Annotated in this window: 8 protein-coding genes; all 8 read left to right on the top strand. The window is 64.3% G+C overall.

Going from position 1 to position 12603, the window contains the following annotated elements; translation table 11 throughout:
- The first annotated feature begins 8 nt into the window (after window positions 1–8).
- The 8 genes from icmH to AB5Y93_RS19395 all read left to right on the top strand — a co-directional run bounded on the left by icmH (window position 9) and on the right by AB5Y93_RS19395 (window position 12594).
- Window positions 9–788, top strand: coding sequence for a type IVB secretion system protein IcmH/DotU (gene icmH, locus AB5Y93_RS19430; protein WP_010634228.1), 780 nt, complete (start codon window positions 9–11; stop codon window positions 786–788).
- Between the two features lie 20 nt (window positions 789–808).
- Entirely contained in the window at window positions 809–3451 is a 2643-nt protein-coding gene (gene tssH, locus AB5Y93_RS19425; protein ID WP_336989103.1) for a type VI secretion system ATPase TssH, read from the top strand.
- A gap of 2 nt (window positions 3452–3453) precedes the next feature.
- Entirely contained in the window at window positions 3454–4992 is a 1539-nt protein-coding gene (vasH, locus tag AB5Y93_RS19420; RefSeq protein WP_336989104.1) for a sigma-54-dependent transcriptional regulator VasH, read from the top strand.
- Window positions 4992–5597: a type VI secretion system-associated protein VasI gene (gene vasI / locus AB5Y93_RS19415; RefSeq protein WP_368230193.1), complete on the top strand. Its 606-nt coding sequence runs from the start codon at window positions 4992–4994 to the stop codon at window positions 5595–5597. The genes vasH and vasI overlap by 1 nt, the downstream gene beginning before the upstream one ends.
- Before the next feature lie 8 nt (window positions 5598–5605).
- On the top strand, window positions 5606–7045 hold the full coding sequence (gene tssA / locus AB5Y93_RS19410) for a type VI secretion system protein TssA (protein ID WP_368230191.1): 1440 nt from the start codon (window positions 5606–5608) through the stop codon (window positions 7043–7045).
- Window positions 7046–7086: 41 nt separating this feature from the next.
- Window positions 7087–10572: a type VI secretion system membrane subunit TssM gene (gene tssM / locus AB5Y93_RS19405; protein ID WP_368230189.1), complete on the top strand. Its 3486-nt coding sequence runs from the start codon at window positions 7087–7089 to the stop codon at window positions 10570–10572.
- 46 nt (window positions 10573–10618) lie between these two features.
- Window positions 10619–12049 carry a VasL domain-containing protein gene (locus AB5Y93_RS19400; RefSeq protein ID WP_368230187.1) on the top strand — a complete coding sequence of 477 codons (1431 nt, stop codon included), beginning with the start codon at window positions 10619–10621 and terminating at the stop codon, window positions 12047–12049.
- Window positions 12050–12306: 257 nt separating this feature from the next.
- Complete coding sequence (locus AB5Y93_RS19395) at window positions 12307–12594, top strand: type VI secretion system PAAR protein (protein ID WP_017411057.1); 288 nt, start codon at window positions 12307–12309, stop codon at window positions 12592–12594.
- Window positions 12595–12603: the final 9 nt, after the last annotated feature.

Raw genomic sequence — 12603 nt, 5'->3', positions numbered from 1 at the left:
AAGCAGAGATGACCACGGACATTATCAAGAACGAGCAACTCAGCGACCTGCTGTTCGATCATGCCGAGCAGCTGGACATGGATTCGGACTACTGGTTCCGCCTGCGCGGCCAGAGCATCAACCCGATGATCGATGCGGTGACCCCTTTGTTGGGGCTGGTGCAGCGGGTACGCCTGCTGTCGCGCTACGACCGGGTGCCCGAGCTCTACCAGCGGGTGGTGACCGAGATCCAGGCCATCGAACAGGAGCTGATGGCCCAGGGCTACGAGAACGGGGTGGTGCTGTCGTTTCGCTACATCCTCTGCACCTTCATCGACGAGGCCGTGATGGGCCGCGACTGGGGCAGTCAGAGCGAATGGTCGGAACATTCGCTGCTGACCCGCTTTCACAACGAGACCTGGGGCGGCGAGAAGGTGTTCGTGCTGCTGGCCCGCCTGCAGGAAGACCCGGTGCGTTATCGCGACATTCTGGAGTTCATCTACCTCTGTCTGTGCCTCGGTTTCGAGGGGCGTTACAAGGTGATGAGCAAGGGACAAGGGGAGTTCGAGCGCATCGTGCGCCAGCTGCACAAGCAGTTGGCCCCCGAGGCCGGCGGCGAGGCGCCCAGCGTGTTTCACCTCGATCTGGGCCAGCAGGCCTCCCGCTACCAGCTGCGCAAGCAGGTATCCCTGCGCAGCCTGTTCATGGGTGGCGCGCTGATCCTGGCGCTGATCTTTGGCCTCTATCACCACCAACTCAATAACCAGACCCAGGACGTGCTGCGTCAACTGGGCGAATTATTAAAATAAATACTTAAGGAGAGCACGCCTTGATTCGTATAGAGCTACCGGTACTGGTGGAAAGACTCAACCCCATCTGCCGTCACATGCTGGAGGAGGCTGCAGCCCTCTGCGTCAATCACCAGGGAGCCGAGATCCGCATCGAGCACCTGCTGCTCAAGATGCTGGAGACCCCGCTGAGCGATGTGCGCCAGATCCTGAAGGTGGCGGAGGTGGAGGTGGAAGAGCTCAAGACCCTGCTGCAACCGTCCGCTGCCGACAACGGCTATGGCCAGGGTTACCCCTCCTTCTCGCCCATGCTGGTGGAGTGGCTGCAGGACAGCTGGCTGCTCGCCTCCGCCGAGCTGCAACATGCCCAGCTGCGCAGCGGCGTCATGCTGCTGGTGCTGCTGATGACCCCCCAGCGCTATCTGCCGGGCTCGGTGACTCGTTTGCTTGCCAAGGTCAATCGCGAGCTGCTGCGCCAGCAGTTCGACGAGTGGGTCAAGGAGTCCGCCGAGACGCAAGTTGCCACCGCCCCCGGCGGCAAGACGGCCCAGGCAGCCCTGCCGGCCGATGCCAGCCTGCTGGCCCGCTTTACCGTCAATGTGACCGAACAGGCCCGCCAGGGCAGCCTGGATCCCGTGCTCTGCCGGGATCACGAAATCGACCTGATGATCGACATCCTCTCCCGTCGTCGCAAGAACAACCCCATCGTGGTGGGTGAAGCCGGTGTCGGTAAAAGTGCCCTCATCGAGGGGCTGGCCCTGCGCATGGTGGCGGGCCAGGTGCCCGAGAAGCTGCGCGGGGTCGAGCTGATGACGCTGGATCTGGGTGCCATGCAGGCCGGCGCCTCGGTCAAGGGGGAGTTCGAGAAGCGCTTCAAGGGGGTGATGCAGGAGGTCAAGGACGCCGTGCAACCGGTCATCCTGTTCATCGACGAGGCGCACACCCTGATCGGGGCCGGCAACCAGTCCGGCGGGTTGGATGTCTCCAACCTCATCAAGCCGGCGCTGGCCCGGGGCGAGCTGCGCACCATCGCCGCCACCACCTGGGGCGAGTACAAGAAATACGTGGAGAAAGATGCGGCCCTGTCGCGCCGCTTCCAGCTGGTGAAGGTCGGTGAACCCGATGCCGACGAGGCCACCGTGATCCTGCGCGGCCTGCGCAGCATCTACGAGAAGGCCCACGGGGTGCTGATCGACGAGGAGGCGCTGCAGGCTGCCGCCCAGCTCTCCGCCCGTTACATCTCCGGCCGTCAGCTGCCGGACAAGGCCATCGACGTGCTCGATACCGCCTGTGCCCGGGTGGCCATCAACCTCACCACGCCGCCGCGCGCGGTCAGCCACCTGCAAAACGCGCTGCGCCAGCGTGAGCTGGAGATCCGCCAGCTGGAGCGCCAGAGTCTGATAGGTCTCGGTGACAACGCAGAGCGCCTGGCCGAGTTGCAGGCAGCTCAGCAGGCTTGCCGTGAAGAACTGGCCGAGCAGGAGGCCCGGTGGCAGCAGCAGCAGGGGCTGGTGCACCAGATTGTCGAGCTGCGCGCGGCGCTGCTGGCCGATCAGCAGGATGAGATGCTGGCCAGAGAGGCACTGGATCTCGCCGATGCACCGCTCGATCCGCAGGCCGCTGCCGAGCAGCTGGCCACCCTCGAGCGCGAGCTGACCGAGCTGCAGCAAGGGGAAGTGCTGGTCTCCGCCCACGTCGACAAGACCCAGATTGCCGCCGTCATTGCCGAGTGGACCGGGGTGCCCCTCAATCGCATCTCGCAAGGGGAGCTGGACGTGGTGACCCGTCTGCCGGAGTATCTCGGCGAACTTATCAAGGGGCAGGATGTGGCGGTGGCCCACCTGCACAAGCACCTGCTGACCGCACGCGCCGACCTGCGTCGTCCCGGCCGTCCGCTGGGGGCCTTCCTGCTGGTGGGACCGAGCGGGGTCGGCAAGACCGAAACCGTGCTGCAGATTGCCGAGCTAATGTTTGGTGGTCGCCAGTATCTGACCACCATCAACATGTCCGAGTATCAGGAGAAGCACACCGTCTCCCGCCTGATCGGCTCGCCGCCCGGCTACGTCGGTTTCGGTGAGGGGGGCGTGCTGACCGAGGCGATCCGTCAGAAGCCCTACTCGGTGGTGCTGCTGGATGAAGTGGAAAAAGCGCACCCGGATGTGCTCAACCTCTTCTATCAGGCGTTTGACAAGGGCGAGCTGGCGGATGGGGAAGGGCGGATCATCGACTGCAAGAACGTGGTCTTCTTCCTCACTTCCAACCTCGGTTTCCAGACCATCGTCGACCATGCCGAGCAGCCCGACGTGTTGCTGGATGCCCTCTATCCGGAGCTCGCCGCCTTCTTCAAACCGGCCCTGCTGGCGCGCATGGAGGTGATCCCTTATCTGCCGCTCGGTCACGACACCCTGGTGCAGATCGTGGGCGGCAAGCTCAACCGGCTGGTCAAGCTGCTCAAGGAGCGCTTCGGCGCCGAAGTGGTGCTGGACGACGAGGTGGCAGAAGAGATCCTGCTGCGGGCCAATCGCAGCGAGAACGGTGCCCGCATGCTCGAATCCGTCATCGACGGCGCCCTGCTGCCGCCGGTCTCCCTGCAACTGCTGCAACGCCTCTCTGCCGGTGAACCCATCAAGCGCGTCCACTTTTCCGTGGCCGATCACCAGTTCGTGGCCGAGGTGGGGGCTTGAGTATGGAGCAAGCCCTCGCATTTGCCCTGGCCCTCACCGCCCAGCGCGATGAGCCGCACCTGTGCCACTGGTGGAGCTCGACCGTTCATGCCAGCTTCCAGCCCAAGGGGCTGCTGCTCGGCATGCTGGATGTGAGCGGCCGTCAGCTGGAGTGCCAAGGCTGGGTCAGGGGGAAGGAAGTGGCGCTGGGGCTGGCGGTGGACGATTTTTCCCACCCCCTTGCCTATGTGCTGCACAAGGCCCAGTCCCGCACCTGGGACTCCCTCTACGGCGGTGCCCGCATCGAGCACGCCGGTTTTCGCGCACTGCTGGCCAACCTTGGCCAGCAGTGCGGGCTGCACGCGTATCCGCTGCTGGATGGCAACGGCAAGCCGTTTGCCGTGCTGGCCCTGATGGATGAAGGGGAGGTGCTGCGGGCCTGGGCCGACGGCCCCGAGCTGGCCCAGCTATCCCAGGTCTTTTGCAACCAGCTCACCCTCATTCGCGATCTCGGTCGCAGCCGGCGGGATCAGGGGGTACTGCGCGACTCCCTGCGCCAGATAAAGGGCGAGGGGGAGCGGCTGCGTCAACACGAGAAGCTGCTCGGCGATCAGCTGGTCGGCCAGTCGGCGGTGATCCGCGGGCTGCGCGAGCAGATCAATCAGGCTGGCCAGCACAAGCTGACCGTGCTGATCCAGGGGGAAACCGGCAGTGGCAAGGAGGTGGTGGCACGGCTGGTGCACCAGTGCTCCGATCGCGCCAACAAGCCCTTTGTGGCCATCAACTGCGCCGCCATCCCGGAGAACCTCATCGAGAGCGAGCTGTTCGGTTACCAGAAGGGGGCCTTCTCCGGCGCCCTTGCCAACAAGACCGGGCTGGTGGCCCAGGCCAACGGTGGCACCCTGTTTTTGGACGAGGTGGGGGACATGCCCGCCGCCATGCAGGCCAAGCTGCTGCGGGTGCTGGAAACCCGCAGTTACCGGCCACTCGGGGCCGAGCAGGAGTATCACTCCGATTTTCGCCTCATCGCCGCCACCCATCAGCCGCTCACCCGCCATGTGGAGGAGGGGCAGTTTCGGGCCGACCTCTATCACCGCCTCTGTCAGTGCCTGCTGCTGATCGCCCCCTTGCGCGAACACATGGATGATGTGCCGCTGCTCTGCCAGCACTTCATGGCCCAGTTCGCCGCTCAGGATGGCAAGACCCTGGTGGGGCTGCAGCGCAAGTTCTTGAAACAGCTGCAGACCTATGACTTTCCCGGCAACGTGCGCGAGCTGCGCAACCTGCTGGAGGTGGCCTGCGCCCATACCCGTCACGGGGAGGAGGTGGGGCTGGAGGCGCTGCCGCCGGAGCTGCGCGAGCGGGTCTGCGTCGAGTTGCCAGGCGCCATGGACGACTACAACCACATCCGCGATCTGCGCCGGGCCATGCAGCAGTACGAGGCCTCGGTCATCGAGGCGCGGCTGCGCCACTTCCAGGGCAATCGGATGCTGGTGGCCGAGAGTCTCAACATTCCCAAACGCACCCTGGATCACAAGTGCCAGAAACTGGAGGTGAACTGATGAGCATCCTCGGCTTGTTACCGCTGCTGCTGGCCACCAGTGCGGCCGAGGTCCCGCTGGACATGGCGCGCTGGCAGGCCTGCCGGCAGGAACCCTCACCACTGGTACGGCTCGCCTGCTACGACGCCATCGGCAATGGCGCGGCCAGTGCCGCCGAGGGGACAGCCTCCAAATCGGCGGCCTGGCAGGCCATCTGGGCCCAGGAGCAGGCCCGCACGCCAGCGAGCGCCCCCTTCCTCTTGCAAAGCGATGAAACGCGCGGCAGTGAAACCCTGACCCGTCCGGCGCTGCGCGGGGCGACCCTGGCCATCGGCTGCGTCGACAGCATCACCCATATCCGGCTGCGGCTGGATCAGCCCTGGAGCAGCGAGAAAGTGCAGGTTGCGCTGGATGGTCAGCCGAGTGCTGGCTCCCAGAGCTGGTTTATCCGGGATCAGGGGCTGTTGCTGGAATATGGCCGTGGTCTGCCCGCCATCGAGGAGCTCAAGCGCTGGCAGGGCCATCGCGAGCTGCAGGTGCGGGCCGACAACGGCGCCCTCTTGCGGGTCGATTTGAGCGGCCTGAAAGAGGCGCTGGCACCGCTGCGTCAGCAGTGCCGCTGGTAGGAGGGGCGATGAGCTATCAACACCCCTGGTGTGCACGCCTGCTCACCAGCCTGCCGGATGAACAGATAAGAGGTGCCGTGCTGGCCGATGAGCCGCGCTGGGACTACGTGGAAACCGAGCTGGTCAAGCTGGGATCCCTCGCTCACAGCCAGGTCGATCTCAATGCGGTGGCCGAGGCCTGCCTCGGCTTGCTGGAGAGCCGCACCAAGGACATGCGGGTGCTGGCCCAGCTGCTGCGCTGCCTGCAGCACCCTGCCAAGGCGACCCCGCTGGGGGCTGCGATCAGTCTGCTGGAGGCCTGGATCCAGGCTTACTGGCTGCTGGCCTGGCCCGGCAATGCCAGCCAGAAGCAGCGACTGATGGTGCAAATCGTCAAGCGCTTCGAAGGGGCCTTGCCGCGCATTTGTGAGAGCGCTTCGGCGGCCGAGCTGGCCCAGTTGCAGGCTCAGGCCGAGCAGCTGGAGCGGGTCTGGCTGGCCCAGTGTCCCGACAAGGGAGAGCTGCTCGACCCGTTGGTGATGGGGTTGAAACGGGCCCAGCGCCAGCAGGTGGCACAGGCGCAGGCTGATGCTGCTGGGCAGCCTCAGAGCAGTAGCTCCTCGGCAGCGAGTAGCCCGGCATCGGCTGGGCCGAGTGCCAGCGGCGCCATGGTACTCAGCGGCGGTGGCGGCAGTGCCGGCGTCGATGTCGACAGTTCCAACGATCGCGCCTGGCGCCAGACCCAGCTCAAGGTGGCGGAGCTCTTGATCGAACGCCAGCCGGAGGCGGCAGTGGGCTATCGGCTGCGCCGTCACGCCGTCTGGTCCGGGATCACGACGGTCCCCATGAGTGGGCCGGGCAATAAAACCCCGTTGGCGCCCATGTCGGCGGACATGGTGGACGAGTACCGCGCCGCCATGAACGCTCCTGATCAGGGGCTCTGGCAGCGCATCGAGCAGAGCCTGACCCTGGCGCCTTACTGGTTCGAGGGACACAGGCTCTCGGCCGAGGTGGCCCAGAAGCTCGGCTTTGGGACTGTGGCCCAGGCGATCGCCGAGGAGCTCGGGACTTTTCTGCAGCGCCTGCCGGCCCTGCGGGAGCTCGTCTTCAGCGACGGCTCGCCGTTTCTCTCCCCCGAGTGCAGCCGCTGGCTGCAACCGGCCAAGGGCGGCAGTGCGGGCAGTGGCGAGGCGGGGCTGGCCGAGGAGGTCGCCCAGCGCCACGGCGAGCAGGGGGTTGCAGCGGCGCTCGCCCTGCTCGATGAGCGGATAGCACAGTTGAAAGAGCCAAGAGATCGCTTCCACGCCTTGCTGGTGCAGGCGGAGCTGTTGGCGCAGGAAGGCATGGAGGCGCTTGCGCGCCAGCACTATCAACACTTGTGGCAAGAGGCCAGTCGCCTCGGGTTGTCGCACTGGGAGCCCGGGCTGGTCAACCGCCTGGAGAGCCTGGCGGCGCCGTTGTCGAAATGAGTGCCGAAATGAGTCATTGAGTCGGAGTTGGATCACATTTTATGTTCAAAACCATTTTTACTTTTCTGCGGCAACAGCTGCCGAAATTGAAACCCTCCTGGCCCCTGCTCGGTGCTGTGCTCTGGGTGCTCACCCTCATCCTGGTGTGGTGGCTGGGCCCTCGTCTCGAGGTACGCGGCGCCAAGCCGTTCGAGCCGCTGTGGGGGCGGGTTGTGTTCACCCTGCTCTGGCTCTGGTTGCTGCTGGGAGTGGTCTCCTGGCGGGTGTGGCGCAAGATGCAGCAGCTCAAGGCCGAGCGTCAGCACGAGGTGGTGCTGGAGCAGGATCCGGTCAAGGGGCTCATCGACAGGCAGGCGCTGTTCCTCGATCGCTGGCTGCAGGCGTTGAATACTCATCTGGGCAAGGGGGCGCTCTACGCCATGCCCTGGTATCTGGTGCTGGGGCTGCCCGGCAGCGGCAAGAGCAGCCTCATTCACCGTGCCAACCCGGCCAACAAGCTCAACCCGAGACTCGACACCGAGCTGCGCGACGTGGCGCAGGATCAGCTGGTGGATTGCTGGTTGGGGGAACAGGCCGTGATGCTGGATCCCGCCGGTGTGTTGCTTTCCCAGAGCGAAGCCGAACTGGATCCGCAGGCCCGCAAGCATGAGCGGCTCTGGCTGCATCTGCTTGGCTGGCTCAATGAACACCGTCGTCGTCAGCCCCTCAACGGCCTGGTGCTGACCGTGGATCTAGCCTGGCTCTCCCACGCCAGCGTGGCCGAGCGCAAGGCCTATGCCCAGCTGATGCGCTCGCGCCTGCAGGAGGTGTCGGCCACCATGAATACCCGGTTGCCGCTCTATGTCACCTTCACCAAGCTCGATCTGCTGCGCGGCTTTGAGGTGATCTATCAGCAGCTCGACAAGGAGGCCCGCGAGGCCGTGCTGGGGGTGACCTTCAAGCCGGGCGCCGACTGGCAGCAGGATCTGGCCCTGTTTTGGGATCAGTGGGTGGACAACCTCAACCAGAATCTGCCCGAGCTGATGCTGAGCCGGCTCGATGCCGCCCAGCGCAACGCGCTGTTCTCGTTCGTGCGCCAGCTGGCGGGCCTAAAGGATTACGTGACCAGCCTGCTGGCCGAGACCCTGGCCATCGAGGAGAGCAAGCCGCTCTTGGTACGCGGGGTCTATGTCAGCTCCGTCTATCAGCAAGGGGTGCCGTTCGATGCATTTGCCCAGGCGGCATCCCGCCGCTACAACCTGCCAGAGCCCATCCACTCGGCCTTGCGCGGGGAGTCCAACACCTATTTCGTGCGCCAGCTGTTCTCCTCCATCATCTTCCCGGAGGCCCATCTGGCCGGCGAGAACCGGTTGCACACCCTCTATCGTCGGCGCCGCATGGCCATCGGCCTGAGCTGTCTGTCGCTCTTCTCGGCCGCCCTCATCGGTGGCTGGCACTACTTCTACCGGGTCAACGAGGAGGCGGGCCGCAACGTACTGACCAAGGCCCAGGCCTTCATGGAGACCAACGAGGTGGCTGACGCCCACGCCTTCGGCGTGAGCCAGCTGCCGCGCCTCAACCTTATTCGCGAGGCGACCCTCTCCTTTGGCAACTATCGTGAGCGGATGCCGCTGGTGGCCGACCTCGGCCTCTATCAGGGGGACGAGATTGGTCCTTATGTGGAGGGCTCCTACCTGCAACTGCTGAGCCTGCGCTTCCTGCCGGCCCAAATGCAGGGATTGCTGGCCGATCTCAACCAGGCGCCTGCGGGGAGCGAGGAGAAGCTCGCCATCCTGCGGGTGATGCGGATGCTGGACGATGCGTCCGGTCGCAACAAGGAGCTGGTGGCGCAGTACATGGCGAGCCGCTGGCAGAAGGCCTTCCCGGGGCAGGGGGCGGTGCAGGAGCAACTGATGGGGCACCTGGACTATGCCCTCGACCACACTAACTGGTATGGCGCCAGGGCCGAGCGGGATCAGGCCGCCATCACCGCCTTCGTGCCGTTCAAGGAGCCGGTCTACGGTGCCCAGCGCGAACTCGGCAAGCTGCCCATGTATCAGCGGGTCTACCAGAATCTGGTGGTGAAGGCGGGCGATGTATTGCCGCCGGATCTCAATGTGCGTGACGAGGTGGGCCCCACCTTTGACACCGTGTTTGCCCTGCGCAGCGACAACGCCGGCCAGGTACCGCGGCTGCTCACCTGGCCCGGTTTCAACGATTTCTTCCTGAAACAAGACAAGGCGCTGATCGATCTCACCGCGATGGATGCCTGGGTACTGGGCCAGCGCAAGCTGAGCCAGCTGAGCGAGGCCGATCGCAAGGAGATCACCCGTCAGGTCAACGACCGTTACGTCACCGATTACGTCAACCAGTGGCAAAAACTGCTGACCAATCTGGACGTGCAGACCCTGGAGAGCCCGGAGCAGGCGCTGGACGTGCTCGCCGCCATCACCGGCAACGATCAGCCGTTCCAGCGGGTGCTGGCCTCGCTGGATGACAACACCCGCATTCGCAAGATCTCCGATGTGGAAGGGGATCCGGCCCAGGCCATCAGTGCCCGCATCGGTCGTCCCTTTATGGCCACGAATGGAGTATTGGCTGGACGTGGCGAGCAGGGACCGCTCATTCAGGAGGTCAACCAGAAGCTGGTGGAGCTGCAGCACTACCTGGAGCTCATCGTCAACGCCACCGAGCCGGGTCAGTCCGCCTTGAAAGCGGTGCAGCTGCGCATGACCAACAAGTACGCCGATCCGGTGTTCGCCCTGCAGCAATATGCCCGCAGTCTGCCGGCTCCGCTCGATCGCTGGGTGGGTCAGCTCTCCGAGCAGAGCTCGCGGCTGGTGATCGATCTTGCCATGTCCTCCCTCAATCAGGAGTGGCAGGACAAGGTGCTGGCCCCCTTCAACAGCCAGCTGGCCGGTCGTTATCCGTTTGATCCGAGCTCGAACAAGGACGTGCCCCTCTCCGAGATGGAGCGCTTCTTCGCACCCAACGGGACGCTGGACAGCTTCTATCAGGTCAACCTCAAACCCATGGTGGAGAGCGGCCTGATGGAAGGGGAGTTCAGCTCGCCCATCCAGGCCGAGCTGGTCAAGCAGCTGGACCGTGCAGCCCGCATCCGTCAGATCTTCTTCAGCCAGCAGGGCAACCTGGAGGTGCAGTTCGCCCTCGAGCCCATCGAGCTCACCGCCAACAAGCGGCGCAGCGTGCTGAACCTGGATGGCCAACTGCTGGAATATGCTCACGGCCGCCGTACCAAGATCCCGCTGGTGTGGCCCAACACCATGCGCGATGGGGCCGAGAGCAAGATCACCCTGGTGCCGGCCGCCCGCGAGCGCTCACCGCGCAGCGAAGGCTTCGTCGGCCCCTGGGCCATGTTCCGCCTGATGGACAAGGGGGAGCTGACCCAGGTCAATGACGCCACCTTCGATGTGCGCTTCCCGGTGGATCAGGGTGCCATGACCTATCGCGTCTACACCGACAGCGCGCAAAACCCCTTCACCGGCGGCCTGTTCAGCCAGTTCAGACTGCCCGAATCCCTCTATTGATCGCGTCGGGGGCACGTTGTGCCCCCTTCCTGCGTTGGAAGTCCATATGTCACAGAATCAGCAAGGTCAGCAGGCCCTGAAAGTGGGGCGCGACCCCAGGATGCTGCCGGAGTACGAGGCGCTGCGGGCCGAGATCAACAAACTCAGCCACGCTTCGCGCCCCGAGGTGGACTGGCAGCGGATCCATCAGCTCGCCAGCCTTATCTTCGAAAAACACGGGGTGGATCTGCAGACCGCCATCTACTTCACCCTGGCCCGTTCGCGCCTGCAGGGGTTGAGCGGTTTTACCGAAGGGTGCGAGTTTCTTGCCAACCTCATCGTCACCCAGTGGGAGAGCTTCTGGCCGCCGGTCCATCAGGAGCGGGCCCGCATCGAGATGCTCGACTGGTTTATCGCCCGCATCAGCGACGTCATTCGCCAGTACCAGATCAGCCACGAGGACAAGCGGCTGATCTATCGCTGCGAGCGGGCGCTGCAACTCATCAGCGAGAAGCTGCACAACGCGGATCTGAGCCGCATTCCCCGGGTCGAGAATCTGGTGCATTTCATCGAGGGGTATACCCACCTGTTCGATGAGACCGAGATCGTCATCGTCTCCGACGAGCCGGGCCTCAAGGAGGATCTGCAGATCCCGCCCATGGTGTTCTTCAAGTCCGACCTGGAGAGTGAGCAGGGCAGCACGGTTTCGGCATCGACACCGCACCTGCCCCAGGGCAGCATTCTGGTGGGGCGCGAGAAGGGGCAGGTCAAGCCCACCGTGCTGAAGATTGAGCAGCACCGCCGGCAGCGCCCCGCCTGGTTCTGGTTTGGCTGCGGCCTGCTCAGCTGCGCCCTGCCGGTGATGGGGTGGCTGGGCTGGCAGCAACATCAGCAGGAGAAGACCGTGGCGGCCCAGCGTCTGGTGCAGCCGGCCGCCGAGCTGCCCCGAGCACTCAGCTATGACGACATTCGCCAGGCCCGCATCGTGCTGGGGGAGCAGACCCTGCAGAACATGGAGAGCGATCTGGTGGCCCGCTACCAGAACCAGTTGACCCGGCTTGAGCAGACGTCGCCGCTCTACTGGTATCGCTACGGCGAGGGGCTGCGCAACTCGCTCTCGATGCTCTATCCCGACTCGTTGGCGGTCAAGGCGCTGGACAAGCAGTGGCAGACGCAGCTTGGCGGCCAGCAGGGGGATGTCATCAGCGTGCCCACCTACCTGGATGCCCGCGCCGGGGTGGATGCCCTGCTCGATCAGCTGCTGGAGCTGGAGCGCCAGCGCAAGACGGTGACCATCTCCTACCTCAAATCCCAGCTCTACGAAGTGCAGAAGAACCTGATGCAAAACATCCCGTTCAGTCTGCGCCTCGGTGAACTGGAGGCGAGAAAAGCCTCTCAGGAGCCCATCACGGCTGCCGAGCTCAAGAGCCTGGAAAATGATCTGAAAGCGCTCAATATCCGCCTCTATCAGCTGCAGCAGGGCGCTTCTGGTAGCTGAAAGTACTGCCTTGAGCAAAAAATTGCGCAAGGTGTGGTGAGTTTGACTGGCAAGGCAAGGTTTGCCGGGAAACTTGCCCTGTCTTGCGCAATGGATTGCAGCAGATTTGTCAGGCTCAACGAGATTGAATCGTAATTGGCTGATTTTTAATGTGATTGTGGGCGACTTTGCCATGGCATGGAGGCTGCTGGGTCGCCGTTCCAACTGTCTCTGCACCAGGCTGCGCTTGCACCATGGTTGCCCCACGGAGAATCCAGATGTGTCCTTCTATTGCATTGCTCGGTGACATCGGCACCGACCACGATGGTTTCCACCCATCCCCCGTGATTGCCGCCAGCCCGGATGTGTTCCTCGATGGCAAGCCGGTGGCCCGGCAGGGCGATCCGCTGGCCCCCCACGACAAACCCAACAATCCACCCCATCCGCGCAGTATCTCGGGCGGCGTGGGCTCTGTGCTGGTCAACGGCAAGCCCATCGCCGTGACCGGTACCGCCGTCGGCTGCGGCGGTGTGGTGATTGGCTCAGGCAGCGGACAGGCAGGTTAAGGAGCGCTT

Origin of the sequence: Aeromonas sp. R10-1, from assembly GCF_040908465.1 — a bacterium.
GTDB lineage: Bacteria > Pseudomonadota > Gammaproteobacteria > Enterobacterales > Aeromonadaceae > Aeromonas > Aeromonas caviae.
The sequence above is the reverse complement of the archived record's forward strand: the minus strand, read 5'-3'. Positions and strand labels throughout refer to the sequence as shown.

Bases quoted from the DNA above. Each gene is read 5' to 3' on its own strand.
- tssM (WP_368230189.1), top strand. From the start codon at position 7,087: ATGTTCAAAACCATTTTTACTTTTCTGCGGCAACAGCTGCCGAAATTG.
- AB5Y93_RS19400 (WP_368230187.1), top strand. From the start codon at position 10,619: ATGTCACAGAATCAGCAAGGTCAGCAGGCCCTGAAAGTGGGGCGCGAC.
- vasH (WP_336989104.1), top strand. From the start codon at position 3,454: ATGGAGCAAGCCCTCGCATTTGCCCTGGCCCTCACCGCCCAGCGCGAT.
- icmH (WP_010634228.1), top strand. From the start codon at position 9: ATGACCACGGACATTATCAAGAACGAGCAACTCAGCGACCTGCTGTTC.
- AB5Y93_RS19395 (WP_017411057.1), top strand. From the start codon at position 12,307: ATGTGTCCTTCTATTGCATTGCTCGGTGACATCGGCACCGACCACGAT.
- vasI (WP_368230193.1), top strand. From the start codon at position 4,992: ATGAGCATCCTCGGCTTGTTACCGCTGCTGCTGGCCACCAGTGCGGCC.
- tssA (WP_368230191.1), top strand. From the start codon at position 5,606: ATGAGCTATCAACACCCCTGGTGTGCACGCCTGCTCACCAGCCTGCCG.